Annotated in this window: 24 protein-coding genes; 11 read left to right on the top strand and 13 right to left on the bottom strand. The window is 63.1% G+C overall.

What is annotated here, in order from left to right; genetic code table 11:
- Nucleotides 1-51: 51 nt before the first annotated feature.
- From panC to dksA, 9 genes are all read right to left on the bottom strand, one after another.
- Nucleotides 52-909, bottom strand: coding sequence for a pantoate--beta-alanine ligase (gene panC, locus LOY37_RS23350; RefSeq protein WP_258715831.1), 858 nt, complete (start codon nucleotides 907-909; stop codon nucleotides 52-54).
- A complete protein-coding gene (gene panB, locus LOY37_RS23345) occupies nucleotides 906-1,706 on the bottom strand; it encodes a 3-methyl-2-oxobutanoate hydroxymethyltransferase (protein WP_045199705.1) in 801 nt (266 codons plus the stop codon). The genes panC and panB overlap by 4 nt, the downstream gene beginning before the upstream one ends.
- 252 nt (nucleotides 1,707-1,958) lie before the next feature.
- Nucleotides 1,959-2,435, bottom strand: a complete 477-nt coding sequence (folK, locus tag LOY37_RS23340) for a 2-amino-4-hydroxy-6-hydroxymethyldihydropteridine diphosphokinase (protein WP_258715830.1) — start codon at nucleotides 2,433-2,435, stop codon at nucleotides 1,959-1,961.
- A 3-nt stretch (nucleotides 2,436-2,438) separates the two neighbouring features.
- Nucleotides 2,439-3,827 (bottom strand): polynucleotide adenylyltransferase PcnB, encoded by a 1,389-nt coding sequence (locus tag LOY37_RS23335; RefSeq protein WP_045199703.1) that lies wholly within the window; start codon nucleotides 3,825-3,827, stop codon nucleotides 2,439-2,441.
- Nucleotides 3,828-4,535: 708 nt separating this feature from the next.
- Nucleotides 4,536-5,972 (bottom strand): sigma-54 dependent transcriptional regulator, encoded by a 1,437-nt coding sequence (locus LOY37_RS23330; protein WP_258608100.1) that lies wholly within the window; start codon nucleotides 5,970-5,972, stop codon nucleotides 4,536-4,538.
- A gap of 22 nt (nucleotides 5,973-5,994) precedes the next feature.
- Complete coding sequence (locus LOY37_RS23325; RefSeq protein ID WP_176794212.1) at nucleotides 5,995-8,949, bottom strand: sensor histidine kinase; 2,955 nt, start codon at nucleotides 8,947-8,949, stop codon at nucleotides 5,995-5,997.
- Nucleotides 8,933-9,109, bottom strand: coding sequence for a hypothetical protein (locus LOY37_RS23320; protein WP_003250005.1), 177 nt, complete (start codon nucleotides 9,107-9,109; stop codon nucleotides 8,933-8,935). Before LOY37_RS23320 ends, LOY37_RS23325 begins: the two co-directional genes overlap by 17 nt.
- A 137-nt stretch (nucleotides 9,110-9,246) precedes the next feature.
- On the bottom strand, nucleotides 9,247-10,134 hold the full coding sequence (gene gluQRS / locus LOY37_RS23315) for a tRNA glutamyl-Q(34) synthetase GluQRS (RefSeq protein WP_258715829.1): 888 nt from the start codon (nucleotides 10,132-10,134) through the stop codon (nucleotides 9,247-9,249).
- Between the two features lie 61 nt (nucleotides 10,135-10,195).
- Complete coding sequence (gene dksA, locus LOY37_RS23310; protein WP_195885061.1) at nucleotides 10,196-10,639, bottom strand: RNA polymerase-binding protein DksA; 444 nt, start codon at nucleotides 10,637-10,639, stop codon at nucleotides 10,196-10,198.
- Between the two features lie 245 nt (nucleotides 10,640-10,884).
- On the opposite strand from dksA, the gene LOY37_RS23305 reads away from it, so the two are divergent.
- Both LOY37_RS23305 and sfsA read left to right on the top strand, forming a co-directional pair.
- Nucleotides 10,885-12,057, top strand: a complete 1,173-nt coding sequence (locus LOY37_RS23305) for a pyridoxal phosphate-dependent aminotransferase (RefSeq protein ID WP_045199695.1) — start codon at nucleotides 10,885-10,887, stop codon at nucleotides 12,055-12,057.
- On the top strand, nucleotides 12,057-12,770 hold the full coding sequence (gene sfsA / locus LOY37_RS23300; RefSeq protein WP_258715828.1) for a DNA/RNA nuclease SfsA: 714 nt from the start codon (nucleotides 12,057-12,059) through the stop codon (nucleotides 12,768-12,770). Before LOY37_RS23305 ends, sfsA begins: the two co-directional genes overlap by 1 nt.
- On the opposite strand, the gene LOY37_RS23295 is transcribed toward sfsA, so the two are convergent.
- On the bottom strand, nucleotides 12,760-13,077 hold the full coding sequence (locus LOY37_RS23295) for a Rieske 2Fe-2S domain-containing protein (protein ID WP_258715827.1): 318 nt from the start codon (nucleotides 13,075-13,077) through the stop codon (nucleotides 12,760-12,762). The two genes, sfsA and LOY37_RS23295, sit on opposite strands and share 11 nt — an antisense overlap.
- A gap of 153 nt (nucleotides 13,078-13,230) precedes the next feature.
- On the opposite strand from LOY37_RS23295, the gene LOY37_RS23290 reads away from it, so the two are divergent.
- The 4 genes from LOY37_RS23290 to LOY37_RS23275 are packed head-to-tail and all read left to right on the top strand — an operon-like array spanning nucleotide 13,231 to nucleotide 16,806.
- A complete protein-coding gene (locus tag LOY37_RS23290; RefSeq protein WP_195885059.1) occupies nucleotides 13,231-14,097 on the top strand; it encodes a hemin ABC transporter substrate-binding protein in 867 nt (288 codons plus the stop codon).
- A 50-nt stretch (nucleotides 14,098-14,147) separates the two neighbouring features.
- Nucleotides 14,148-15,131, top strand: coding sequence for an iron ABC transporter permease (locus tag LOY37_RS23285; RefSeq protein ID WP_176794317.1), 984 nt, complete (start codon nucleotides 14,148-14,150; stop codon nucleotides 15,129-15,131).
- Entirely contained in the window at nucleotides 15,131-15,898 is a 768-nt protein-coding gene (locus LOY37_RS23280) for a heme ABC transporter ATP-binding protein (protein WP_045199685.1), read from the top strand. The genes LOY37_RS23285 and LOY37_RS23280 overlap by 1 nt, the downstream gene beginning before the upstream one ends.
- An 11-nt stretch (nucleotides 15,899-15,909) precedes the next feature.
- A complete protein-coding gene (locus LOY37_RS23275) occupies nucleotides 15,910-16,806 on the top strand; it encodes a ChaN family lipoprotein (RefSeq protein WP_258715826.1) in 897 nt (298 codons plus the stop codon).
- Nucleotides 16,807-16,975: 169 nt separating this feature from the next.
- Here the strand turns inward: LOY37_RS23275 and LOY37_RS23270 are convergent, their stop codons facing one another.
- From LOY37_RS23270 to LOY37_RS23260, 3 genes are all read right to left on the bottom strand, one after another.
- Entirely contained in the window at nucleotides 16,976-17,260 is a 285-nt protein-coding gene (locus LOY37_RS23270) for a TfoX/Sxy family protein (RefSeq protein WP_045199681.1), read from the bottom strand.
- Nucleotides 17,261-17,426: 166 nt separating this feature from the next.
- The gene (locus tag LOY37_RS23265) at nucleotides 17,427-17,771 is read right to left on the bottom strand and encodes a pentapeptide repeat-containing protein (protein ID WP_258715825.1); all 345 of its coding nucleotides are present in this window, start codon (nucleotides 17,769-17,771) and stop codon (nucleotides 17,427-17,429) included.
- Nucleotides 17,772-17,875: 104 nt separating this feature from the next.
- The gene (locus LOY37_RS23260; protein ID WP_258715824.1) at nucleotides 17,876-19,438 is read right to left on the bottom strand and encodes a bifunctional aminoglycoside phosphotransferase/ATP-binding protein; all 1,563 of its coding nucleotides are present in this window, start codon (nucleotides 19,436-19,438) and stop codon (nucleotides 17,876-17,878) included.
- Nucleotides 19,439-19,553: 115 nt separating this feature from the next.
- Between LOY37_RS23260 and mrcB the strand changes: the two genes are divergently transcribed.
- The 5 genes from mrcB (at nucleotide 19,554) to ilvN (ending at nucleotide 25,631) form a co-directional block, all read left to right on the top strand.
- On the top strand, nucleotides 19,554-21,875 hold the full coding sequence (mrcB, locus tag LOY37_RS23255) for a penicillin-binding protein 1B (protein ID WP_093379365.1): 2,322 nt from the start codon (nucleotides 19,554-19,556) through the stop codon (nucleotides 21,873-21,875).
- Between the two features lie 24 nt (nucleotides 21,876-21,899).
- A complete protein-coding gene (locus LOY37_RS23250; protein WP_258715823.1) occupies nucleotides 21,900-22,661 on the top strand; it encodes a hypothetical protein in 762 nt (253 codons plus the stop codon).
- Nucleotides 22,661-22,990, top strand: coding sequence for a YqcC family protein (locus LOY37_RS23245; protein WP_258715822.1), 330 nt, complete (start codon nucleotides 22,661-22,663; stop codon nucleotides 22,988-22,990). Before LOY37_RS23250 ends, LOY37_RS23245 begins: the two co-directional genes overlap by 1 nt.
- Before the next feature lie 422 nt (nucleotides 22,991-23,412).
- Nucleotides 23,413-25,137, top strand: coding sequence for an acetolactate synthase 3 large subunit (locus LOY37_RS23240; RefSeq protein WP_195885054.1), 1,725 nt, complete (start codon nucleotides 23,413-23,415; stop codon nucleotides 25,135-25,137).
- 2 nt (nucleotides 25,138-25,139) lie between these two features.
- Complete coding sequence (gene ilvN, locus LOY37_RS23235; RefSeq protein ID WP_010223016.1) at nucleotides 25,140-25,631, top strand: acetolactate synthase small subunit; 492 nt, start codon at nucleotides 25,140-25,142, stop codon at nucleotides 25,629-25,631.
- The last annotated feature ends 29 nt before the right edge of the window (nucleotides 25,632-25,660 follow it).

The raw sequence follows: 25,660 nt of genomic DNA, 5'->3' as shown, positions 1-25,660 counted from the left end.
ATAGGCATGCAGCCTGCGTTACAGGGAGAGGCAGCTCCGCGGGCGACCGGGTTACTTGTCGTCAAGGTTCAGGTGCAGGTTGTCGATCAGGCGGGTAGCGCCGAGGAAGGCGGCTACCAGGATCACCAGATCGCGGTCTTCAGGCTTTGCCGGGCGCAGGCTCAGGGCCTGGCGGACTTCCAGGTAGTCCGGGCGAAAGCCTGCTGCAGCCAGTTGCTGCTGGCCGTTGGCGATAAGCGCCGGGTAGTCGCGTTCGCCTTGCTCGATGGCGGCGGCCATCTGGCTCAGCAGGCGATACAGCGCTGGCGCCGTGGCGCGCTGCTCGTCGCTCAGGTAACCGTTGCGCGACGACAGCGCCAGGCCGTCTTCGGCGCGCACGGTCGGCTCGCCGATGATCTGGATCGGCATGTTCAGGTCGCGCACCAGCGCGCGGATTACCGCCAGTTGCTGGAAGTCTTTCTGGCCAAATACCGCCAGGTCCGGCTGGACCATGTTGAACAGCTTGCTGACCACCGTCGCCACGCCTTCGAAATGGCCCGGACGGCTGGCACCACAGAGCCCGTCTGACAACTGCGGGACGCTGACCCGGGTCTGCCCGGCCATGCCGTCGGGGTACATTTCTTCGACCGTGGGGGCGAACAGCAGGTGGCAGCCGGCCTGGAGCAGTTTCTCCTGGTCGGCGGCGAGGGTCCGCGGGTACTTGTCGAGGTCTTCGCTGGGGCCGAACTGCAGCGGGTTGACGAAGATGCTGGCGACGACGAAGTCGACCCGTTGCGCGGCCTTGGTCACCAGCGCGGCATGGCCGCTGTGCAGGTTGCCCATGGTCGGCACGAAGCCGATGCGTTTGCCCTCACTGCGCGCCCGCGCCACGGCGGCGCGCAGTTCGAGGACGGTCTTGACTGTATTCATGCACTGAACCCGTGTTCGCTGGCGGGGAAGCTGACTTCCTTGACGGCGGTTACATAAGCCTTGAGCGCACCTTGAATGTCGCTCTGGCCGGCCATGAAGTTCTTCACGAACTTCGGTACCCGGCCGGTCAGCGACAGGCCGAGCATGTCGTGCAGCACCAGGACCTGGCCGTCGGTGGCGCTACCGGCACCAATACCGATGACCGGAATGCTCACCGCCTGGGTGATTTCGGCGGCAAGTTCGGTCGGCACGCACTCGAGCAGCAACATGGCCGCGCCGGCTTGCTCCAGGGCGATGGCGTCGGCACGCATCTGCCGGGCCTGGTTTTCCTGGCGGCCCTGGACCTTGTAGCCACCGAGGATGTTCACGGTTTGCGGGGTCAGGCCCATGTGCGCGCACACCGGCACGCCACGTTCGGCCAGCAGGCGGATGGTCTCCGCCAGCCAGGCGGCGCCTTCGACCTTGACCATGTGCGCGCCGGCTTGCATCAGCGCGCCGCTGTTGGCGAACGCCTGCTCGGTGGTGGCGCAGGCCATGAACGGCAGGTCGGCAAGAATCAGCGCACCTTCGTTGCCGCGTTTGACGCAGGCAGTGTGATAGGCCATCTCGGCATTGGTTACTGGCAAGGTGCTGTCATGGCCCTGGAGGACCATGCCCAGGGAGTCACCCACCAGCAATACTTCCACGCCGGCACGGCTGGCGGCCTGGGCAAAGGTCGCGTCGTAGCAGGTCAGCATGGTTATTTTCTCACCCTTGGCCTTGAGGCTCTGCAGGGTGGTCAGGGTTACTTCTGGCATGAAAAGGAATCCTCGTTCAGGCGCTGTGAAAAACGACTGCGTACAACGCGTGTATTCATCTTCTGGAACAGCACATCATCGATCGTGGTGTTTGAATTACGACCTGTTCCAGGCCTATATACGCCTTTTTGCGACGCTCGGGGCGCCACGGGACGCCTATAGTCGTGAGCGAGGGGGCTGAAGTCAATTACCCTGTTACCGCATTGTTACTAATGCGCTGTTACGGGCGTTACCGGCTGGGGGAGCGCCCGGCTACAGGCGCTCGAGGCCGACGAACGGGCAATCTGCCAGTAATTGGGACAGGGGCCTTTGATCGGCCAGGCAGAAGTCTTCGGGTACCAGCTCGGCCAGCGGGTAGAGGACGAACGGTCGCGCCTGCATGTGGTAATGCGGCACTTTCAGGCGTGGCACATCGATGACCTGGTTGCCGTACAGCAGGATATCCAGGTCGAGGGTGCGCGGGCCCCAGCGCTCTTTGCGCTCGCGGCCCTGATCGGCCTCAATGGCCTGCAGCGCATCGAGCAGCTCAAGCGGCGCGAGGGCGGTATCCAGCGCTGCCACGGCGTTGGTGTAGCGCGGCTGCCCGGGCGATAGCGATTCGCTGCTGTAGAAAGCCGAAACCCCGGCCAGGGCGCTTTCATGCAACTGCCCCAGCGCCTCGACGGCGCTGCGCAATTGCTGCTCGGGATCGGCCAGGTTGCTGCCCAGGCCAATGAAGGCGCGGACCATCGGTTACTCGCCTGCAGCGCCGTCGGCGCGCTTGCGTTTGCTCGGGCTGCGCTTGCGTTTGCGCGGGCCGGCACCGGCGCCTTCGTCACGGCTGCCGAGCTCACGAATCATGTCGCGGCGCTCGCTGTCGTTGCAGTCCTGGTAGTCAGTCCACCATTGGCCGAGGCCATCGGTTTCTTCGCCCGCGCTTTCACGCAGCAGCAGGAAGTCGTAACCGGCGCGGAAACGCGGGTTGTCGAGCAACAGGTCGGCACGCTTGCCGCTGCGTCGTGGCAGGCGCTCCTGCATGTCCCAGATCTCGCGGATCGGCATGGTGAAGCGCTTGGGGATCGCAATGCGCTGGCATTGTTCGGCGATCAGCTCGTGGGCGGCTTCGTTCATCGCCGGGATCGGCGGCATGCCACGGCTCTGCAGGCGCAGGGCGCGACCCGGCAGGGCTGGCCAGAGCATCGCGGCGAACAGGAAGGCCGGAGTCACCGGCTTGCCCTGCTTGACGCGCAGGTCGGTGTTGATCAAAGCCTGGCTGATCAGGGTGTGGGTGTAGGTCGGGTGTTCTTCGAGCGCTTCGGCACTGGCCGGGAACAGCGGGTTGAACAACTCCAGGTCGACGAGCATTTCAAAGGTGTCGGCAGCCTGCCCGGAGAGGAACAGCTTGAGCGATTCTTCGAACAGGCGCGCCGCCGGGATCTCGCGCAGCATCGGTGCCAGTTGGCGAATCGGCTGCACGGTGTGCTTCTCGATACCGAAGTTGAGCTTGGCGGCGAAACGCACAGCACGCAGCATGCGCACCGGGTCTTCCTGGTAGCGCTGGGTCGGGTCGCCGATCAGGCGAATCAGGCGGTTGCGGATGTCGTGTACGCCGTTGGCGTAGTCGAGGATGCGCTCGCTGACCGGATCGTAATACAGGGCGTTGATGGTGAAGTCGCGGCGTTGGGCGTCTTCTTCCAGGGTGCCGTAGACGTTGTCGCGCAAAATTCGCCCACTCTCGTTACGCGACGAGGTGTGGCTGTTCTCTTCTTCGCTTTCCGGGTGGTTGGCGCGGAAGGTGGCGACTTCGATGATTTCACGGCCGAAATGGATGTGAACCAGCTTGAAACGGCGACCGATGATGCGGGCGTTACGAAATTCGCCGCGGACCTGTTCAGGGGTGGCGCTGGTGGCGACGTCGAAGTCCTTGGGGGTGATGCCCAGGAGCTGGTCGCGTACGCAGCCACCCACCAGGTAGGCCTGGTAGCCAGCGTTTTGCAGGCGCTCGACGATGTTCACCGCGTGGCGGCTGAACTGGCCACGTTGCAGCGAATGTTGACCACTATTGATCACTTCGGGCGTGGTGCGGATATGGTGCTGGCCACGCACGGTAGGACGGAATGACTGGAACAGCTTCTTCAGCATGGGATGCACTGTTTGAAGGAATGTTCGGCCAAAAACGAAGAATGGCCGCATGATGGGCGGGGATTCTAGCATTTACTCGGTGGATGGTGTAGGCGGTCGCGTCGGACGACGCGCGGGCAGGCTGGGGCGGGCAGAAACTACAAGGGGAGCCGAAGCTCCCCAAGAAGTAGTTGCATGCTCTTATTGTTTTTTTGCTGGGCTTCTTGTTTTTGTTGAGTGCCCTGCCCACAAAAAAAGCTTGTGGGCGGTCTCCCTAACCGGGATCAAGAGCAAACGGATTGCTTTGGTCGCTGAGGTTGCAATGATCATGCGATCCAACCAGTTCAGGCCCTGCTTGAGTGCAGTTTTTATTGTTCTCTGCCTGGTTGTGGGGCAAGCCCCAAATACAACTCCTCTCCAAAAGAATCAGTTAGCTGCGCCTCCGCCGTCTTGTTCTTATTGTGCGTGAGCCGATTCGTCTTATTTTTATTGTCTTTTGCAGTGCTTGTTATTGTTCTTGTACCAAACATATAGCAGGTGCCGTGCCAACTTTTGCAAAGCCCAGTAAAACAAGGGCTTGGAGTGGTTTTGCGGGGTTCGCGGGGCGAAAAAAAACCGGGGCTTCGTTACCGTAAGCCCCGGTTTTTGTTACGACTTCGTGCTGCGGTAACAGTTTGTCGCAAGGTGACAGTGTTACCGCCGCCCACCGTCGAAAACTGCTGAAACGCCTCAGCCTTCGCTGGTGGCCCCGCTCTTGCGCCGCGGGATACCCAGGCGCTGACGACGTTCCCACAGGCACTTGCGACTGACTCCGAGTTTGCGTGCGAGCTCGGTCTCGGTCATGTGGTCCTGGTGCTCGAGGACGAAATGCTGGAAGTAGTCCTCCAGCGACAGGTCTTCAGTCGGCTCGTGGCTGGTGTTGCTGGCATTGCTGCCGGTACCCGGCAGGCCGGCAAACGGATCGTCGTCTTCCAGGTCGCTCAGTTCGATGTCGATGCCCAGCAGGTCGGCGGAAATTTCCGGGCTCTCGCAGAGGATTACCGCACGCTCCACGGCGTTTTCCAGCTCGCGCACGTTACCTGGCCAGGAGTAATGCCGGATCGCCTGCTCGGCGTCGTGGCCAAAGCGCAGGTCGTTACGCCCCACGCGCGCACTCTGGCGAGCGAGGAAGGCATTGGCGATCTCGTTGACGTCGGCGCCCCGCTCGCGCAGGGCGGGCAACTTGAGGGCGATGACGTGCAGGCGGTAGTAAAGGTCTTCGCGGAACTGGCCGACCTTGGCCAGGTTCTTAAGGTCGCGGTGGGTCGCGGCAATCAGGCGCACATCGACCTTTTGCGATTGCACCGAGCCGACCCGGCGAATCTCGCCTTCCTGCAGCACGCGCAACAGGCGGGCCTGGGCTTCGAGCGGCAGTTCGCCGATTTCGTCGAGGAACAGCGTACCGCCATCGGCGGCTTCGACCAGGCCGGCACGACCGGCGCTGGCACCGGTAAAGGCGCCTTTCTCGTGGCCGAACAGTTCCGATTCGATCAGGGTCTCGGGAATCGCCGCGCAGTTCACCGAGATCATCGGCGCCTTGGCGCGCCGCGAGAGGTTGTGCAGGGCGCGGGCCACCAGCTCTTTACCGGTACCCGACTCGCCCTGGATCAATACATTGGAATCGGTTGGCGCAACCTTGCGGATCTTGCCGTACAGGTCCTGCATCGGCGGGCAGGAACCGATGATGCCGATCTCGCCGTTGGCTGCAGTGCTGGCCGCCTTGTCGCCGGGCACCGCCTTGCCGTTGCCGCGCTCGGCCGGGGCGGCCGGCGCGTTCTGCCGGTCACGCAGGATGCGCGCCACGGCCTGGAGCATTTCGTCGTGATCGAACGGCTTGGCGATGTAGTCCACCGCGCCCATTTTCATCGAGTCGACGGCAGAGCGCAGGCTGGCGTAGCTGGTCATGATCAGCACCGGCGTGCCCTGGCCGAGCTTGATCAGTTCGGTGCCCGGTGCGCCGGGCAGGCGCAGGTCGCTGACAATCAGGTCGAAGGTCGCAATGCTGAAGCGTTCCTGGGCTTCCTGCACCGAGCCGGCCTCGCTGACCTGGTACTGGTTGCGCTCGAGCAATCGGCGCAACGCCGAGCGGATGATGGTTTCGTCTTCGACGATCAGAATATGCGGCATTGATTCAATTCTCTCGACGGTCTCAGTTCACAGCGGACGTCGCTACGACATGGCGCGGCAGGGTCACTCGGATCCGGGTGCCGCGTTGGCTCTGGCTATCGGCCGGGCTGTCGATGGTGATTTGTCCATAATGCTCTTCCACGATGGAATAGACCAGAGCAAGCCCCAGTCCGGTGCCTTCGCCCGGGTCCTTGGTGGTGAAGAAGGGTTCGAACAGACGATCCATGATGTTTTTCGGGATGCCGCTGCCTTCGTCCTCGACGATCAGGTCGACGGTATGCTCGCTGGCTTCGCTCTTGACCCGCACGGCACTGCCGGGCGGGGAGGCGTCGCGGGCGTTGGACAGCAGGTTGATCAGCACCTGGGCCAGGCGTTGCGGGTCGCCCTCGACCCAGTGGTCCGGGTCGCACAGGTTGAAGAACTGTACTTCGAAATTGCGCCGGTTCAAGGCCAGCAGACCGATGGCGTCCTGGGCCACTTCGGCCAGGCACACCGGCTCGTCGCTGTGCTGGTGGCTGCCGGCATGGGCAAAGCTCATCAGCGACTGGACGATGCGCGAGATGCGTTTGGTCTGCTCCAGGATCTGGCTGCTCAGCTCGGTGATCTCGCCGTCCTCTTCGCGCTCTTCGCGCAGGTTCTGCGCAAGGCAGGCGATACCGGTGACCGGGTTGCCGATCTCGTGGGCCACCCCGGCAGCCAGGCGGCCAATGCTGGCCAGGCGCTCGGAGTGCACCAGCTTGTCTTCCAGAGCCTGGGTTTCGGTGAGGTCTTCAACCAGCAGCACCAGGCCGCTGTTACCCGGTGCCAGTGGCTCGTCGATGGCCGCCTTGTGCAGGTTCAGCCAGCGGGTCTGGCCATCGAGGCCCAGGCGTTGTTTGTGCAAGTGTTCGTCGGGCACGTTGATGAAGCCCAAAAGCAGGCCGCGCCAGGGGTCGGCAATGGTGGTCAGGCGCGAGCCGACCACGCGCTTGGCGGGGATGCCGGTGAGCTCTTCCATGGCCTTGTTCCACATCAGGATCTCCTGGTCCTTGGCCAGCGAGCAGACGCCCATCGGCAACTCCTGCAGGGTCTGGCGGTGGTAACGGCGCAGGGCATCGAGCTCGGCGGCAAGGCCGGTCAGGCGCGAGTGGTAGTCTTCCAGGCGGCTTTCGATGAAGTGGATGTCTTCGGTCACGTAGTTTTCGTTACCGGACTTGTAGGGCAGGAAGGTCTCGACCATGTCCTGGGCCACACTCGGGCCCATCAGCCCCGACAGGTTGGCCTCGATGCGGTCGCGCAGGCGGCGCAGGGCATACGGGCGGCGCTCGTCGAACGGCAGGTAGAGGTCGCGCAGGGCTTGTTCCACTTCCTTCTGCGCAGCCTTGGCACCCAGCGGCTTGGCCAGTTGCGTGGCGAATTCCTGCGGCGAGGCCGCGTGCAGCTCACGGCGCTGCGGGCGGCGCACGTTATCCACCGCACAGGCCTCGGCGGCGCTGACTTCTTCACTGCTGGCGTTGGTGAACAGCGAGATCAGGGTAAACAGCAGCACGTTGGCGGCCAGCGAGGCGATCGCGGCCATGTGCCAACTGGTGTCGTCGAGCACATAGATCATGTTCAGCAGCGGGATGTAGAAGCCTTGCAGGTTGCCCACCAGCGGCAACAGCATGGTCACCATCCACACCAGGATCCCCGCCAGCAGGCCGGCAATGAAGCCGCGGCGGTTGGCGGTCGGCCAGTACAGCACCGAGAGCACGCCCGGCAGGAACTGCAAGGTGGCGACGAAGGCGACGATGCCGAGGTTGGCCAGGTCCTGCTGGCTGCCCAGGGTCAGGTAGAAGCCGAAACCGGCGGCGATGATGGCGACGATCAGCGCCCGCCGGGTCCATTTCAGCCAGCGGTAGATGTTGCCCTCGGCCGGTGGCTGGTACAGCGGCAGCACCAGGTGGTTGAGGGCCATGCCCGAAAGCGCCAGGGTGGTGACGATGATCAGCCCGCTGGAAGCCGAGAGCCCGCCGATATAGGCCAATAGCGCCAGCGCCTGGTTGTTGGCGGCGATGCCCAGGCCCAGGGTGAAGTATTCCGGGCTGGTGCTGGCGCCCATTTTCAGGCCGGCCCAGAGAATCAATGGCACCGCCAGGCTCATCAGCAGCAGGAACAGCGGCAGGCCCCAACTGGCGCTGACCAGCGAGCGCGGGTTGAGGTTTTCGGTAAAGGCCATGTGGTACATGTGCGGCATGACGATGGCCGAGGCGAAGAACACCAGCAGCAGGGTGCGCCATGGGCCTTCCTGCAACGGGGTGTGCAGGGCGGCGAGGGCGGTCTGGTTCTGCAGCAGCCAGACTTCCAGCTCATGCGGGCCGCCAAACACGCCGTACAGCGCATACAGGCCAATGCCGCCGAGGGCCAGCAGCTTGATCACCGATTCGAAGGCAATGGCGAACACCAGGCCCTCGTGTTTCTCCCGGGTAGCGATGTGCCGCGAACCAAAGAAAATGGTGAACAGGGTGATCAATGCGCAAAAGGCAAAGGCGACCCGCGCCTTGACCGGTTCGCCGGTCAGAATGCTGATCGAGTCGGCCACCGCCTGGATCTGCAGGGCCAGCAGCGGCAGCACGCCGATCAACATGAAGATGGTGGTCAGCGCCCCGGCCCAGGTACTGCGAAAGCGGAAGGCGATCAGGTCGGCCAGCGACGACAATTGGTAAGTGCGGGTGATCTTCAGGATCGGGTACAGCAGCACCGGTGCCAGCAGAAAGGCCCCGGACACCCCCAGGTAACAGGCGAGAAAGCCGTAGCCGTATTGGTAGGCCAGGCCCACCGAGCCATAAAAGGCCCAGGCACTGGCATAGACGCCCAGCGACAGGGTGTAGGTCAGCGGGTGGCGGATGATCGAGCGCGGGATCATCCCGCGTTCGCTGACCCAGGCCACGCCGAACAGCACCAGCAGGTAGGCGGCGCTGATCAGGATCATCTGGGTCAGGCTAAAGCTCATCGGCATCACGTTGGCTCTGCAGGATAAAGGTCACGACGATCAGGATCAGCCAGAGCAGGTAAGGGCGATACCAGGCTCCGGTTGGCTCGATCCACCAGTCCATGATGGCCGGGGAGAACAGGTAGATCCCCACGACCAGAAGCAGGACCAAACGATAGATATACATGCTGGCCTCAAAGGTTAGGGCGCTGCGGCTTGGACTTATTATTGGCGCAAATGGCTGCGGCGATGGTAACGGGCTTGTGGGTTTTTGCCAAAGAATTGAATTTACTGGGCTTTCTGTGGGGTCGGGCCCCCCAGGGATCAGTGCAGATCGGCCTCGGGCACGCTCAGGCACCGGGGCAGGGCGTCGGGGTTCCAGTGCAATGCGGCATGCGCCAGCACTTCGCCCGGGGTACCGTGCTCCATGCCTGCTTCGGTCTTTTGCCCCAGTGCGCGCAGGGCGCGCAGCAGCAGGGGCGTGGCCTGGTCGGCGGCGAGTGGCGGCGAGCGGTAGGACTTGCCCAGCTTGTGCCCGTCAGGCTGCACGATCAGCGGCACGTGCAGGTAACGCGGCTGCGACAGGCCCAGCAGTTCCTGCAGGTACAGCTGGCGCGGGGTGTTATCCAGCAGGTCGGCGCCGCGCACGATATCGGTCACACCCTGCCAGGCATCATCGAGCACCACCGCCAGTTGATAGGCGTACAGGCCATCGCGACGGCGAATGACAAAGTCACCCACCTCACGGCCCAGGTGCTGTTCGAAACGGCCCTGCACGCGGTCATCGAAATGGTAGGCCAGCTCCGGCACCCGCACGCGGATGGCGGCGCCTTCGCAGGCATGCCCGGCATTGCGGCACAGGCCCGGGTAAACGCCGTTGTAGCCTTCGAGTTGCTTGCGCGAGCAGGTGCAGGCGTAGGCCAGGCCCTGGCGGAACAGGCGCTCGAGCACTTCGGCATAGGCCGCGTGGCGCTGGCTTTGGTAGACCACCTCGCCGTCCCATTCCAGGCCGTAGCTTTCCAGGGTTTGCAGAATGGCGGCCTGGGCGCCGGGAGCTTCGCGGGGCGGGTCGATGTCTTCCATGCGCACCAGCCAGGTGCCGCCGACTGCCCGGGCATCCAGCCACGAGGCCAGGGCGGCGACCAGCGAACCAAAGTGCAGAAATCCACTGGGCGTGGGGGCGAAGCGTCCGATGTAGCGGGAGTCGTTCATGGCGAGCAGGTATGAAAATGAAACGGGGCGCCTGATGCGCCCCGTTCGGATGGGAGAAGGATCAGCCTTTGCCGACCGTTTTTTCTTTCTTCTCCGCGATTTCCTTGCAGTCAAAGCACAGGTCCGCGGTAGGGCGGGCTTCCAGTCGGCGAAGACCGATTTCAACGCCGCAGGCGTCGCACCAGCCGTATTCTTCGTCCTGGATCTTCTGCAGGGTCTTGTCGATTTTCTTGATCAGCTTACGCTCGCGATCGCGGTTGCGCAGTTCAAGGGCAAATTCTTCTTCCTGGCTGGCGCGGTCGGCGGGGTCCGGGAAATTGGCCGCCTCGTCCTTCATGTGGTCCACAGTCCGGTCCACACTGGTCATCAGCTCCTGCTTCCAGGCACCCAGGAGTTTGATGAAGTGCTTGCGCATGGGATCGCCCATGTACTCTTCACCCTTGGTTACCTGATAGGGCTCGACACCGTACATGGTCTGAGTTTTTTGCTTTTCTAGGGTGGACATGAATAGACCGCCTCTCACTTTTCTAATCCATTGCGCAGGCTGCTCCATCTCCGGCGCCCGCCGGCCCTGCGACTGCGAGCCGCCGAACTTACCAGATCGAATCGGGGTGCGCTACTCCCGGTTGTCAAGGCCAGGGCAACGCTACCTGGCCTTGATGATCTTTGCAGTGGACCGCAGCTTTTGCCACACGTTCGACCCCGCGCGTGGGTAGAATCATTATTCTAGACCCTTTTGAGAGAAGGCTAATGGCCCAGCCCTACAGTGCGCGCAGCCGCGCCATCGAACCTTTCCACGTGATGGCCCTGCTGGCCCGCGCCAACGAGCTGCAAGCGAGCGGCTGCGACGTGATCCACCTGGAAATCGGCGAACCGGATTTCACCACCGCCGCGCCGATCATCGAGGCCGGCCAGGCCGCACTGGCCCAGGGGCATACCCGTTATACCGCTGCCCGCGGGCTGCCGGCGCTGCGCGAAGCGATTGCCGGGTTCTACCAGCAGCGCTACGGGCTGAGCATCGACCCGCAGCGCATCCTCATCACCCCGGGCGGTTCCGGCGCCTTGCTGCTGGCCGCCAGCCTGTTGGTCGACCCGGGCAAGCACTGGCTGCTGGCCGACCCTGGCTACCCGTGCAACCGGCATTTTTTGCGCCTGGTCGAAGGCGCCGCACAACTGGTGCCGGTCGGCCCCGAGGCCAATTACCAACTCACCGCCGACCTGGTCGAGCGCTACTGGGACCAGGACACCGTCGGCGCCCTGGTGGCGTCACCTGCCAACCCCACCGGCACGGTGCTCGATCGCGATGAGCTGGCAAGCCTCTCGGCTGCCACCCGCGCGCGTAACGGCCATTTGGTGGTGGACGAGATCTACCACGGCCTGACCTACGGCATGGATGCACCGAGCGTGCTGGAAGTCGACGACGAAGCCTTCGTCCTGAATAGTTTTTCCAAGTATTTCGGCATGACCGGCTGGCGCCTGGGCTGGCTGGTGGCGCCACCGGCTGCGGTGGCTGACCTCGAAAAGCTGGCGCAGAACCTCTACATCAGTGCCCCGAGCATGGCCCAGCATGCCGCCCTGGCGTGTTTCCAGCCTGGCACCCTGGCGATTCTCGAAGAACGTCGGGCCGAGTTCGCCCGCCGCCGCGATTTCCTCTTGCCGGCCTTGCGTGAGCTGGGCTTCAAGATAGCCGTAGAGCCACAGGGTGCCTTTTATCTGTACGCCGACATCAGCGCCTTTGGCGGCGATGCCTTTGCCTTCTGCCGGCACTTCCTTGAAACCGAGCACGTGGCCTTCACCCCGGGCCTGGACTTCGGTCGCCACCAGGCCGGGCACCATGTGCGCTTTGCCTACACCCAGAGCTTGCCGCGCCTGCAGGAGGCGGTCGAGCGGATTGCCCGCGGACTACGGAGCTGGCAAGGCTGATGCGCTTTTCTCCACCCCTTGAAACCGCACGTTTGCTGCGCCGCTACAAGCGCTTTCTGGCCGACATCGAACTGGCCAATGGCGAGCAAATGACCATCCATTGCCCCAATACCGGCTCGATGTTCAATTGCATGGTCGAGGGCGGCCAGGTCTGGTTCAGCCGCTCCAACGACCCCAAGCGCAAGCTGCCCGGCACCTGGGAAATCAGTGAAACCCCGCAGGGGCGCCTGGCCTGTGTCAACACCGGGCGCGCCAACGCGCTGGTGGAAGAAGCCTTGCGTGCTGGCGTCATCAGCGAATTGGCCGGGTTTACCGGGCTCAAGCGCGAAGTGGCTTACGGCGAGGAGAGCAGCCGGGTGGATTTTCGCCTGGAGTTTGCCGAAGGGCCGGCCTATGTCGAGGTCAAGAGCGTCACCCTGGGCTTTGACGACTCGGCAGTCGCCGCCTTCCCTGACGCCGTCACCCAGCGCGGTGCCAAGCACCTGCGCGAGCTGGCGACCCTGGCCCGCCAGGGTGTGCGCGCGGTGCAGCTATATTGTGTGAACCTCAGCGGGGTCGAAGCCGTACGCCCTGCCGACGAGATCGACAGCGCCTATGCCGATGCCCTGCGCGCAGCGGTGGCCGATGGCGTCGAAGTGCTTGCCTACGGCACGCGGATCGATGGCGAACAGGTTTATATCGATCGGCCTTTGCCGGTGTTGCTCAGTCGATAAGCCAGATGCCCTGGCGGTCTTCGCGGCAGTTCAGGGCCGTTAGTTGCTCGCCCTCGCAAGGGCCGGCCACGCATTCGCCGGACTCGATCAGAAACAGCGCGCCGTGGCGCCCGCAGGCAATCAGGCTGGCGCTGCTGTCGAGAAAGGCGTCAGGTTCCCAATTCAGGGGGATGCCACGATGAGGGCAGTGATTGCGGTACAGGTAGACTGTACCCGCACGCCGGACCGCGAAAATCCCCAGGTCATTGACACTGAAGCCTCGGCTCTGGCCTTCGCCCAGGTGCTTGGAATGACAAAGAAAATGCATGGTGAGGGTTACTCGAAGTCACAGTGACGGCTTGACGTGCAAATGCAAATAATTATCAAATTGCCTGCATCAGCCGTATCGGACGCTTTATACCGTGCGTCCCCGGCATTATCCACCCGGATTGCCGCTCCTCCTCATTCAAGGAAGCCTGTTATGCGCCCACGTGCCCGCCTGATCGCCCTGTGTGCCGGTCTTGTGTTCAACACCCTGGCCCAGGCCGACACCTTGCCGCAGCGCTGGGTCAGCGCCGGTGGGGCACTGAGCGAGTGGGTGGCGGCGCTGGGCGGCGAGCAGAAGCTGGTCGGGGTCGATACCACCAGTCAGCATCCGCAATCGCTCAAGGCCTTGCCGAGTATCGGTTATCAGCGCCAGCTGTCCGCCGAAGGGGTGCTGAGCCTGCGTCCGGATGTGCTGGTGGGCACCGAAGAAATGGGCCCGCCGCCGGTGCTCGCGCAAATCCGCGGCGCCGGGGTCAAGGTCGAACTGCTGTCGAGCAAGGCCGACCTGGGTGCGGTGGAAAGCAACTTGCAGCAACTGGGGCGCTTGCTCGGCAATGAGCAACAAGCCCGGCAACTGTTCGCCGACTACCGCCAGCAACTCGATGAGCTGCAGGGCAAGATCAAGCAACTGCAAACCACCCAGGCCGCTCCCGGAGTGATTCTGCTGGTCGGTCATGCCGGCTCCAAACCGATGATCGCCGGCAAAGGCACTGCTGGCGACTGGCTGCTCAAACAGGCCGGTGCGCGCAACCTGGCAGATAACGAAGGCTACAAGAACTTCTCTGTCGAGGCCTTGGCAGCCCTTGACCCGGATGTGCTGGTGTTCGCCGACCGCAGCCTCAGCGGTGAGCAGGCCTTGCAGGCGCTGCTCAAGGAAAACCCGGCCCTGAATGCTTCGCGCGCCGCCCGTAACAAACGCCTGATCGAACTGGACCCGACCTTGCTGGTGGGGGGGCTCGGCCCGCGTCTGCCGGTTACCTTGCAGAACCTTTCCCACGCCTTTTACCCGACCGCGCAATGAACCGGCTGGTCAAGCCGCGCACGCTGTTCGTCACCCTGACGCTGCTGTGCCTGTTGGCGATCTGGTTGTCGCTGGCGCTGGGGCCGGTCAGCCTGCCGTTGTTCGATACCCTGCGCGCCGGAGCCCGGTTGATCGGGCTGCCGGTGGCCGGCGACGGGCTGGAGCAGGCTGAGCTGATCCTCGGCCAGATCCGCTTGCCACGGACCCTGCTGGGGTTGGCCGTGGGTGCCGTGCTGGCGCTGTCCGGGGTGGCGATGCAGGGGCTGTTTCGCAACCCGCTGGCCGACCCCGGCCTGGTCGGGGTGTCTGCGGGGGCCGCGCTCGGTGCGGCGGTGGCGATTGTCGGCGGCTCGTGGATGGGCGGTATTCCCGAGGCCTTCGGCCCTTATCTGTTATCGCTGTGTGCATTTCTTGGTGGCCTGGGGGTGACGGCGCTGGTGTATCGCCTGGGCCGGCGCGATGGCCAGACCAATGTGGCGACCATGCTCCTTGCCGGCATCGCCTTGACCGCCCTTGCCGGCGCGGCGGTAGGGCTGTTCACTTACCTGGCCGATGACGCCACCTTGCGCACCCTGACGTTCTGGAACCTGGGCAGCCTCAATGGCGCCAGTTACCAGCGCCTGTGGCCGCTGGTGCTGGTGACCGTGGGGGTCTCGCTGTGGCTGCCACGCCGGGCCCAGGCCTTGAATGCCTTGTTGCTGGGCGAGTCCGAAGCCCGTCACCTGGGCATCGAGGTCGAGAAGCTCAAGCGCGAACTGGTGTTCTGCACGGCGCTGGGGGTGGGCGCGGCAGTGGCGGCGGCGGGGCTGATCGGCTTTATTGGCCTGGTGGTGCCGCACCTGGTGCGTTTGCTGGCCGGGCCGGACCACCGCGTATTGCTGCCGGCATCTTTGTTGGCCGGTGCCTCGCTGTTGCTGTTCGCCGACCTGATCGCGCGCTTGGCGCTGGCACCTGCGGAACTGCCGATCGGTATCGTTACCGCGTTCATCGGTGCGCCGTTCTTCCTCTATCTGCTGTTGCGGGGGCGTGCCTGATGCTGTGTGTCGAAAACCTGTCGCTGCGCCGTGGCGAAAACCAGGTCCTCAGCGATATCAGCCTGGCCCTGCAGCCCGGCCAGGTATTGGGCGTGCTGGGCCCCAACGGTGCCGGTAAAAGCAGCCTGCTCGGGGTGATGTGCGGTGAGTTGAATCCCAGCCACGGACGGGTGAGCCTGGATGACCGCGGGCTGTGCGACTGGCCCGGGCAGCAGCGGGCCCAGCGCCTGGCGGTGCTGCCGCAGGTGTCCAGTCTGGGCTTTGCCTTCAAGGTCGAAGAAGTGGTCGGCATGGGTCGCTTGCCGCATAAAACCGGTCTTGAGCGCGACCAGCAGATCATCGACGCGGCCCTACAGGCGGCCGATGCCGGCCACCTGCTCGGGCGCAGCTATCTGGCGCTCTCTGGTGGCGAGCGTCAGCGCGTGCACCTGGCGCGGGTACTGGCGCAGCTGTGGCCAGGCGAAGACGGGCGCATCCTGCTGCTCGACGAGCCGACCTCGATGCTCGACCCGCTGCACCAGCACACCACCTTGCAAGCGGTGCGCGAATTCGCCGATCGCGGCGCCGCGGTGATGGTCATCCTTCATGACCTGAACCTGGCGGCACGCTACTGTGATCGTATCCTCTTGCTCGAACAGGGTCGCAGCCATGCCCTGGATACCCCGCAGCAGGTATTGCGCCCCGATTCGCTCAAGGCGGTGTTCGGCATCGATGTGCTGGTCCAGCCTCACCCCGAGCGGGGGCACCCGCTGATCATCGCCCGTTAGGAGTACCGCCCATGCGTTGTCCCCGCTTGCCCGCATTGTTGCTGTTGCTGGTCTGGGGGCTCGCCGGCTGCCAGTCCCGGGCCGAAGTACCTCCATTGCCCGCCTGGCAAAGCCCCGAAGGCCGCGAGCATGCCGAGCTTGGGCAGATTCGTGAGCTGAGCAGCGGGCGCCTGTTGACGCCCGCGCAACTGCTGGAGCGGCTGGCGCAGGCGCCGCGGCTGCTGGTAGGCGAGAAACACGACAACCCCGACCACCATGCCCTGCAGTTGTGGCTGCTGCGCGCCCTGCAGGGGCAACGGCCGCAGGGCAGCCTGCTGCTGGAGATGCTGCAGCCGGTGCAGCAAGCCAAGGTCGATGCGCTGAAGCAGCAGGCCTTGCCGGCCGATCTGCCGCTGGCGCTTGGCTGGCAGCAAGGCTGGGATTGGGCCCTGTACGGACCGATCGTCCGCGTGGCCCTGGGCCAGCCTTACCCGTTGCTGGCCGCCAACCTCGACACCGACGAGGTGCGCAGCCTCTATCGCCAGCCGCCACCATTGAAAGGTGAGCGCTCGACCGCCGCCAAGGTCCGGGCCGTGCTGCTGAAGCAAGTCCGGGAGTCCCATTGCGGCCTGCTGCCCGAAAGCCAGTTGCCGGCGATGCTGGCGGTTCAGCAACAGCGCGACCGGCGTATGGCCGAGCGCCTGCTGGCCGCGCCACAGCCAGCGTTGCTGTTAGCCGGTGGCTATCACGTGCGCAAGGACATCGGCGTGCCCTTGCATTTGGCCGACCTGGGCGCCGAAGCCGGCACGCAGGTGCTGATGCTCGCCGAAGTGGGGCAGGGGGTTGATGCGCAGATGGCTGATTATGTCTGGTACACCCCGGCCTTGCCGGAGCAGGACTACTGCGCGCAGATGCGTAAGGGCGAGTAAAAAGCCCAGGCAAAAAAAGACCCGGCAAAGTGCCGGGTCAATAACCGTGATTAGCCTGATGAGGAGATAATCTGAGAGTCCGAACCAGGGGCTTTCAGGTTACCCAACCAGTCTCGCGACCAGTTGTGATAATCATAACGATTCTCATTTCGTAGTCAAGCGTCGTGATTCAAAATTCCCGATTATTTTTCTGTACGGCAATTTTGCCGTCGAGTTGCTGGTTCAGGGCTTCCTTGCGTTCAGCCGGAATATCGTTCCAGTGCACATCAAGCAAGGCGCCTTCAATCGCGTACAGCAGCACCTTCGAGGCCCGGAAACCCCGGGTACGGACGGCCTTGTAGGCGTTGACCGCACCCAGCCGGCGTAGATCCGAAGCACTGTGGATGCCGACCGCATGCAGCCACTGCGCAGAAGTCTTGCCAAGGTTTTTCAGATGCTGGAGTTCATCGTTCATCAAGCCTCCTTGCGACGGCTGAACGGGTCTTGATTTAGTAATCGCGGCAGGTCAATGAGCAGTGTAGCGGCACTTGGGAAATACGCGGCGTTTTGCCATCCATGTGCCGACGGGTAGCCGAAAGCCCCCGCCAGGCCACGGCCGGCGGGGGTTTCGAAGGTTGCTGTCAGCGTGTGCGGTAGCGCAGGCGGGTGCCGAAGTTGACCGACATGAGAATCTCGTCGGCGCTCAGTTCGCTGGGAAAGTAGGTGCCGGAAATCTGCGCATGGGCCAGGCTTGCGCCTTCCAGGCCGTTGTGACGCAGGTCCAGGCCGCGCAGGTCGGAGGCGCGAAAGTAAGCATCGGTGAAGTCGATGCCGGTGGTGTCCAGCTCGCGCAGGTCGAGCCCGCGAAAATCGCCGCCACGAAAGTCGATGGTGCCATCCTTGGGTTTCTCGCGATTGAAGCTGGCGATCTGTTCGTCATGCACCAGCGCATACAGCGCGCTGTCCAGTTGCCGTGGCTGATTCATGAGGCGCCTCCTTGTTTGCACTTGTGGTGACACTATAGTGCCATCATCAAGGGGGCGCCCGGAATCAGGCGTGAACTGTCGACTGCTTCACGTCCTGGGTGGTATCAGAGCCCGGGCAGGCGCTGGCGGATCTGCTTGACCAACAGGTCGAGGCTGCCACTTTCGTTGGTTTCCACGCGCTTGCTTTGCAGCAGCTCTTCGGCGCTGAGCGGATCACGGCTGGCCTGTTGGGCCTTGACCACGTCCAGGGTGGCATCCGACGGATCGTTCTGATCGGCCTGACGCTGGGCCAGCCAGCTGGCGATCACCGCATCTGGGGCGTTGCAGTCGAGGATCAGGAACGGCACACCGGTTTCGCTAGCAACGCCGGCGGCGGCCTGGCGCTGGTCGTGCTTGAGGTAGGTGGCGTCGATAACTACCGGGAAACCAGCACGCAGGATGGTTTCAGCCAGCTGGTGCAGACGCTGGTAGGTGGCCTGGCTGGCGTCTTCGCTATAGATGCCGGCTTGCAACTGACCGGCATTGGCGCTGGCTTGCTCCCCGAACATGCGCTTGCGCTCGACGTCCGAACGCAGGCGAATGGCGCCCAGGGCGTCGACCAGGCGCATGGCCACGTGGCTCTTGCCGACTGCAGACACACCATGGGTGATGGCCAAAAAGCGCGAAGGGATGGCGCTGTAGCTTTCCGCCAGGTTGGCATAGTTGCGGTAGGTGCGCAGGGTAGTGGCGCGCTGCACCGCATCGGCGTTGGCCGGCATGCTGAACAGGGCGACCTTGGCCCGCACCAGGGCACGGTAGGCCTTGTAGAAGTTCAGCAGTTCCAGGCCGGCGTAGTCACCGGTCAGTTCCAGGTACTGGCTGACGAAGCGGCGCGACAGCGATTTCAGCCCGCGGTCTTCGAGGTCCATGGCCAGGAACGCGGCATCGGCGTAGACGTCGGTCAGGCGGAACGGCTCGTTGAATTCAATGCAGTCGAAAATCACCACCTTGCCATCGATCAGGGTGGCGTTGCCCAGATGGATGTCACCGTGGCATTCGCGAATGAAACCTTCGGCCTTGCGCTGCTCGAGCAGGCCATGCAGGCGCTTGAAGCTGTCCTGGGCCCAGGCTTGCAGGGCATCGAGTTGCTGCAGGTCGGCCTTGTCGGAAAGGAACGGGCGAATCTGCTCGAAGTTCTGCTCGACCGGGGCCATGACGCTGTCCGGCGTGCCCAGCGGATGCTCGACGGCAACTTTTGGCGCGGCCAGGTGGAAGCGGGCGATCTGCTCGGCCATCTGGTCGATGTGCGCGGCGGTCAGTTCGCTGTTGGCCTGCAGGGTGCTGAGCATCTGGCTCTGGGGGAACTGGCGCATTTTCAGCGCGTATTCGATCGGCTCGCCTTCGCCGCCCAGTTGGGGCGCTTCGGCGCTGCCGGTGATCGGCAGTACTTCCAGGTACAGGCCTTCGGTCAGGCGCTGGTTCAGGCGCAGCTCTTCGGCGCAGAAGTGGGCACGCTGGGACAGCTCGGTAAAATCGAGGAAACCGAAGTTCATCGGCTTCTTGATCTTGTAGGCATAGTCACCGGTGAGCAGCACCCAGGAGATATGCGTCTCGATGACCTGAAATGCCTTCACCGGGTGAGGGAACAGGGCGGGATTCTGCAGGGCTGTGATCAAGGCTTGGCTCACGGGCGATCCTTCTGGGTCGGAGATTCGAATCGGCCATTATGGCCGCAAGCGGGGCTGGTGCAAACCGCCGGAGGGCGCCTGTCGATGATTGATAAAGTGCGTATAATCCGCCGCCATGACTCGATCCCGATCCCCCCGTACCGCTAAAAAACGCCCGTCTGGCCGCTCGCGTGCCTGGCTGGGCTGGGCCTTGAAGCTCAGCCTGGTCGGCCTTGTGCTGGTGGCGGGCTATGCCATTTACCTCGATGCCGTGGTCCAGGAGAAATTCTCCGGCAAGCGCTGGACCATCCCGGCCAAGGTGTATGCCCGGCCGCTGGAGCTGTTCGTCGGCCAGAAGCTGAGCAAGGCCGACTTCCTCATCGAGCTCGATGCCCTCGGCTATCGCCGCGAAAGCGTCGCCAATGGCCCGGGTGCGGCGGCGGTCAACGGCAATACCGTCGATCTCAATACCCGTGGCTTTCAGTTCTATGAAGGCATGGAAAGCGCACAAGCGGTGCGCGTGCGCTTCTCTGGCGACTATGTTGCCGGGCTCAGTGGCGCCAACGGCTCGAAACTCGACGTGGTGCGCCTCGAGCCGCTGCTGATCGGCGGCCTGTACCCGAAAAACCTCGAAGACCGCATCCTGATCAAGATCGACCAGGTGCCGCCGTACCTGCTGGAAACCCTGGTAGCCGTGGAAGATCGCGACTTCTATCACCACTTCGGCGTGTCGCCCAAGTCGATTGCCCGGGCAGTGTGGGTCAACACCTCGTCCGGTGCCATGCGCCAGGGCGGCAGTACCCTGACCCAGCAGTTGGTGAAGAACTTCTACCTGACCAACGAACGCAGCCTCAGCCGCAAGCTCAATGAAGCGATGATGGCCCTGCTGCTTGAGCTGCATTACGACAAGCGCGAAATCCTCGAGGCCTACCTCAACGAAGTGTTCGTTGGTCAGGACGGCCAGCGTGCGGTGCACGGCTTCGGCCTGGCCAGCCAGTTCTTCTTCAGCCAGCCGCTGTCGGAGCTCAAGCTGCACCAGATCGCCTTGCTGGTCGGCATGGTCAAGGGCCCTTCCTATTACAACCCGCGGCGCTACCCGGAGCGGGCGACGGTGCGGCGTAACCTGGTGCTCGACCTGCTGGCCGAACAGGGCGTGGCCACCCCGGAAGCGGTGGAAGCAGCGAAGAAAATGCCACTGGGTGTGACCAAGCGCGGCAGCCTGGCCGACAGCTCCTACCCGGGCTTCCTCGACCTGGTCAAACGCCAGCTGCGCCAGGACTATCGTGACGAAGACTTGACCGAAGAAGGCCTGCGCATCTTCACCAGCTTCGATCCGATCCTGCAGATGAAATCCGAAGCGGCCATGGCCGAGACCTTCAAGCGTCTGGCCGGGCGCAAGGGCGCCGATGAAGTCGAAGCGGCGATGGTTGTGACCAACCCGGAGACTGGCGAAGTCCAGGCCCTGATCGGTAGCCGCCAGGCAGGTTTTGCTGGCTTCAACCGCGCGATCGACGCGGTACGGCCGATCGGCTCGCTGGTCAAGCCGGCGGTGTACCTGACCGCCCTGGAAAAACCGAGCAAATACACCCTGACCACGTGGGTGCAGGACGAGCCGTTCTCGGTCAAAGGCGCCGATGGCCAGGTGTGGAAGCCGCAGAACTACGACCGTCGTTCCCACGGCACCATTTATCTGTATCAGGGCCTGGCCAACTCCTACAACCTGTCGACCGCCAAGCTCGGCCTGGAACTGGGCGTGCCGAACGTACTGAAAACCATCGGCCGGCTGGGCGTCAACGTCGACTGGCCGGCGTTCCCGTCGATGATGCTCGGCGCCGGCGGCATGTCGCCGATGCAGGTCGCGACCATGTACCAGACCCTGGCCAATGGCGGCTTCAACACGCCGATGCGCGGTATTCGCAGCGTGCTCACCGCCGAAGGCGAGCCGCTCAAGCGCTATCCGTTCCAGATCCAGCAAACCTTCGATCCGGGCGCCATTTATCTGGTGCAAAACGCCATGCAGCGGGTCATGCGCGAAGGTACCGGGCGTTCGGTCTACAGTGTGCTGCCAAGCTCGTTGAACCTGGCGGGCAAGACCGGTACCAGTAACGATTCCCGTGACAGCTGGTTCGCAGGCTTCAGCCAGGATTTGCTGGCAGTGGTGTGGCTGGGGCGTGACGACAACGGTAAAACGCCATTTACCGGAGCCACCGGTGCGCTGCAGGTCTGGACCAGTTTCATGCGCAAGGCCGACCCGCTGCCACTGGACATGCCGCTGCCCGACAACGTGGTGCAGGCCTGGATCGATCCGCATAGCGGCCAGGGCTCGGACGCCAGTTGCCCGGGCGCCGTGCAGATGCCGTATATTCGCGGAAGTGAACCGCCGGCCGGAGCCGCCTGTGGTGGTGAGCCGGATCCTGCCGAGTCCGTCATGGACTGGGTCAAGGGTTGGATGAATTAAGCATTAGCCTAGAGAGGGTGTGCAGTGAACAAGTGGTGGTTTCCAGCCTTGACGGCGCTGGCTTTGCTCAATGGCTGCGCCAGCAATCCGCGCGGCTCCATTCCCGTGGTCGACTCCAGTACCCGGGTCTCCAACAGCGAGCGGGTTACGGCCAACCGTGGCGCGCCGGCGCAGGTCAATAACGGTACGCGCCAGGCGCAAGCCGTGCCGCAGGACTCCGGGGTGATGGTCATGGTCCCGCAGGGTTCCGGCGCCGCACCGATCCAGACTTTCCCGGCGTCCACCGGCGCCGCGCCGATCAGCACTGGCCCCATTACCCCGGGCCCGAGCAGTTCGACGCCGTTCGACAGCAGCTCGACCAACGCCGGCAGCTACACCATGCCGAGCACCAGCGCGCCGAGTGCGCCGAGCGGCATTCCGCGCTCCAGCGCTGCCAGCGGTGGCCTGTCGGCTGACGAACAGCTCGACGGCCCGGTGCTGGCGCTGCTGACCACCGCCCAGCAACAGCAGAGCGGCGGCGACTACAACGGCGCTTCGTCGAGCCTGGAGCGTGCCCAGCGCATTGCCCCGCGTGAGCCGCAGGTGCTTTACCGTCTGGCCCAGGTACGCCTGGCCCAGGGCGATGCTGCGCAGTCCGAGCAACTGGCGCGCCGCGCCCTGACCTACGCCAACGGTCGCCCCGACCTGCAGGCCGGGCTGTGGAACATCATTGCCCAGTCGCGCGAGAAGCAGGGTGACTCGGCCGGTGCAGCGCTGGCCCGGCAGAAAGCCCAGGTCAACCTGTAATGGATCAACGCATCCTCGATATCGCCGATCACCTGCTGTTGATCGAGCATGAACTCCGTGCCCAAGGTTGGTGGAGTGACGTTTCGCCGACGCCTCAAGCGTTGGCGAGCAGCGTGCCTTTCGCAGTCGACAGCATGAGCTTCGATCTGTGGCTGCAGTGGATCTTCCTGCCAAAAATGAAAGAGATTCTCGAAAAGGGTCTGCCGTTGCCAAATGCCTCCGGGATTCTGGTCATGGCTGAAACGGTATACGTCGACCGTCCGGAGCAAAGCCGCGAGCTACGCAGGCTGCTAGCAGAGTTTGACCGTTTGATCAGTCCTTCTGCCTGAATTTCCCTCTTTTCACCCTTGGAGCCACAGATTGTGGCTCTTTTTGTTTGTATTGTTTGGTTTTCTGCTGCTGTCACAGGTAATAGTGGTGACTGTGGATCGTCCTTGCGCGAAATTGGCAATAATTTTTCTTGACTTGCGCGCGCCGAAAAAGAAGAATCCAGATTCCGCTGTAGAGGGACTGCCAGAAGCAGACCCGCTAAGCAGATCATGAGGCGCACACCCGCGCCGACCTGTTACACCCCGCAACGCGTTACCTCGCGCTGGGTGGGAAAACCCCGCAACACTTTGGGGCGCTCCCAATACTTGCTCAGTCAGTGCTGACGTAGTCGGCGATTTCGTCGCTCATGCTCTGCTTGGCAGTAAACCTATTAAGACCCGTCCACCGTGGACGGTATTCTGGCGTTTTAGAGGTGAACAACGTGGAGCTTTTATCTGGCGCTGAGATGGTCGTCCGCTTTTTGCGTGACGAAGGCGTTAAGCACATCTACGGGTACCCTGGTGGTGCTCTCCTTCATGTTTACGATGCCCTGTTCAAAGAACCGGAAGTAAGCCACATCCTGGTTCGTCACGAGCAGGCAGCTACCCATATGGCGGACGGTTACGCCCGTGCCACCGGCAAGGCCGGCGTGGTACTGGTGACCTCGGGTCCAGGCGCGACCAATGCCATCACCGGTATTGCCACCGCGTACATGGACTCCATTCCGATGGTCATCCTCTCCGGTCAGGTGCCAAGCACCATGGTCGGTACCGATGCCTTCCAGGAAACCGACATGATCGGAATTTCCCGGCCGATCGTGAAGCACAGCTTCATGATCAAACACGCTTCGGAAATTCCTGAGATCCTGAAAAAAGCTTTCTATCTGGCGCAATCCGGTCGCCCGGGCCCGGTCGTGGTCGATATCCCCAAAGACATGACCAACCCTGCGGAAAAGTTCGAATACGTCTACCCCAAAAAGGTCAAGATGCGTTCCTACAGCCCGGCTGTGCGTGGCCACTCGGGGCAGATCCGCAAGGCTGCCGAGATGTTGCTGGCTGCCAAGCGTCCAGTGGTTTACGCCGGTGGCGGCGTGATCCTCGGCGGCGGCTCTGCAGCCCTGACCGAAGTTGCGCAGATGCTCAACCTGCCGGTCACCAATACCTTGATGGGCCTGGGCGGCTATCCGGGTACCGATCGCCAGTTCCTCGGCATGCTCGGCATGCACGGCAGCTACACCGCCAACCTGGCCATGCACCACGCTGACGTGATTTTCGCCGTCGGTGCGCGCTTTGACGACCGCGTGGTCAACGGCCCGGCCAAGTTCTGCCCGAACGCCAAGGTTATCCACATCGACATCGACCCGGCGTCGATCTCCAAGACCATCAAGGCCGACGTGCCGATTGTTGGCCCGGTCGAGAGCGTGCTGAGCGAAATGGTCGCGACCTTGCGCGAAATCGGCGAGCAGCCAGACAAAGCCGCCATGGACGCCTGGTGGAAGCAGATCGAAGAATGGCGTGGCGATCGCGACATGTTCCCTTACGACAAGGGCGACGGCAGCGTGATCAAGCCGCAGACCGTGATCGAGACCCTCTGCGAAGTGACCAAGGGCGATGCCTTTGTTACCTCCGACGTGGGTCAGCACCAGATGTTCGCGGCGCAGTACTACCGCTTCAACAAACCCAATCGCTGGATCAACTCCGGCGGCCTGGGCACCATGGGCTTCGGTTTCCCGGCGGCCATGGGCGTGAAGTTGAACTTCCCGGACCAGGACGTTGCCTGCGTTACCGGCGAGGGCAGCATCCAGATGAACATCCAGGAGCTGTCGACCTGCCTGCAGTACGACCTGCCGGTGAAGATCGTCAACCTGAACAACGGCGTCTTGGGCATGGTCCGCCAATGGCAGGACATGGCCTACAACAGCCGTCACTCGCACTCCTACATGGAATCGCTGCCTGACTTCGTCAAGCTGGCCGAGGCCTATGGTCACGTGGGTATCCGCATCACCAGCCTGAAAGACCTCAAGCCCAAGCTCGAGGAAGCGTTCGCCATGAAAGACCGCCTGGTGTTCATCGATATCCAGGTCGACAACAGCGAGCACGTCTACCCGATGCAGATCAAAGACGGCTCCATGCGCGACATGTGGCTGAGCAAGACGGAGCGTACCTAATCATGCGGCACATTATTTCCCTGCTGTTGGAAAACGAACCCGGTGCCTTGTCTCGCGTGGTCGGTCTGTTCTCGCAGCGTAACTACAACATCGAAAGCCTGACGGTGGCGCCAACCGAAGACCCGACCCTGTCGCGTCTGACGTTGACCACGGTCGGTCATGATGAGGTGATCGAGCAGATCACCAAAAACCTGAACAAGCTGGTTGAAGTCGTCAAGCTGGTCGACCTCTCGGAAAGCGCGCACATCGAACGTGAACTGATGCTGGTCAAGATCAAGGCCACGGGCGCCCAGCGCGCGGAGATCAAACGCACCACCGATATCTATCGTGGGCAGATCGTCGACGTCAGCAGCAGCGTCTATACCGTTCAGCTGACTGGCGCCAGCGACAAGCTTGACAGCTTCATTCAGGCCATCGGTACCGCGTCCATTCTCGAAACAGTGCGCAGCGGCGTTACCGGCATTGCCCGTGGCGACAAAGTGCTCAGCATCTAACTCAAAAAATTAGCGATGGCCCTATGGGC

The organism is Pseudomonas sp. B21-012 (assembly GCF_024749305.1).
Taxonomy (GTDB): Bacteria; Pseudomonadota; Gammaproteobacteria; order Pseudomonadales; family Pseudomonadaceae; genus Aquipseudomonas.
This window is presented reverse-complemented; position numbering and strand designations above follow the sequence as displayed.

Coding starts and splice junctions, on each gene's coding strand:
- panC (WP_258715831.1), bottom strand. CDS start 909: ATGAATACAGTCAAGACCGTCCTCGAACTGCGCGCCGCCGTGGCGCGG.
- panB (WP_045199705.1), bottom strand. CDS start 1,706: ATGCCAGAAGTAACCCTGACCACCCTGCAGAGCCTCAAGGCCAAGGGT.
- folK (WP_258715830.1), bottom strand. CDS start 2,435: ATGGTCCGCGCCTTCATTGGCCTGGGCAGCAACCTGGCCGATCCCGAG.
- LOY37_RS23335 (WP_045199703.1), bottom strand. CDS start 3,827: ATGCTGAAGAAGCTGTTCCAGTCATTCCGTCCTACCGTGCGTGGCCAG.
- LOY37_RS23330 (WP_258608100.1), bottom strand. CDS start 5,972: ATGCCGCATATTCTGATCGTCGAAGACGAAACCATCATCCGCTCGGCG.
- LOY37_RS23325 (WP_176794212.1), bottom strand. CDS start 8,949: ATGCCGATGAGCTTTAGCCTGACCCAGATGATCCTGATCAGCGCCGCC.
- LOY37_RS23320 (WP_003250005.1), bottom strand. CDS start 9,109: ATGTATATCTATCGTTTGGTCCTGCTTCTGGTCGTGGGGATCTACCTG.
- gluQRS (WP_258715829.1), bottom strand. CDS start 10,134: ATGAACGACTCCCGCTACATCGGACGCTTCGCCCCCACGCCCAGTGGA.
- dksA (WP_195885061.1), bottom strand. CDS start 10,639: ATGTCCACCCTAGAAAAGCAAAAAACTCAGACCATGTACGGTGTCGAG.
- LOY37_RS23305 (WP_045199695.1), top strand. CDS start 10,885: ATGGCCCAGCCCTACAGTGCGCGCAGCCGCGCCATCGAACCTTTCCAC.
- sfsA (WP_258715828.1), top strand. CDS start 12,057: ATGCGCTTTTCTCCACCCCTTGAAACCGCACGTTTGCTGCGCCGCTAC.
- LOY37_RS23295 (WP_258715827.1), bottom strand. CDS start 13,077: ATGCATTTTCTTTGTCATTCCAAGCACCTGGGCGAAGGCCAGAGCCGA.
- LOY37_RS23290 (WP_195885059.1), top strand. CDS start 13,231: ATGCGCCCACGTGCCCGCCTGATCGCCCTGTGTGCCGGTCTTGTGTTC.
- LOY37_RS23280 (WP_045199685.1), top strand. CDS start 15,131: ATGCTGTGTGTCGAAAACCTGTCGCTGCGCCGTGGCGAAAACCAGGTC.
- LOY37_RS23275 (WP_258715826.1), top strand. CDS start 15,910: ATGCGTTGTCCCCGCTTGCCCGCATTGTTGCTGTTGCTGGTCTGGGGG.
- LOY37_RS23270 (WP_045199681.1), bottom strand. CDS start 17,260: ATGAACGATGAACTCCAGCATCTGAAAAACCTTGGCAAGACTTCTGCG.
- LOY37_RS23265 (WP_258715825.1), bottom strand. CDS start 17,771: ATGAATCAGCCACGGCAACTGGACAGCGCGCTGTATGCGCTGGTGCAT.
- mrcB (WP_093379365.1), top strand. CDS start 19,554: ATGACTCGATCCCGATCCCCCCGTACCGCTAAAAAACGCCCGTCTGGC.
- LOY37_RS23245 (WP_258715822.1), top strand. CDS start 22,661: ATGGATCAACGCATCCTCGATATCGCCGATCACCTGCTGTTGATCGAG.
- ilvN (WP_010223016.1), top strand. CDS start 25,140: ATGCGGCACATTATTTCCCTGCTGTTGGAAAACGAACCCGGTGCCTTG.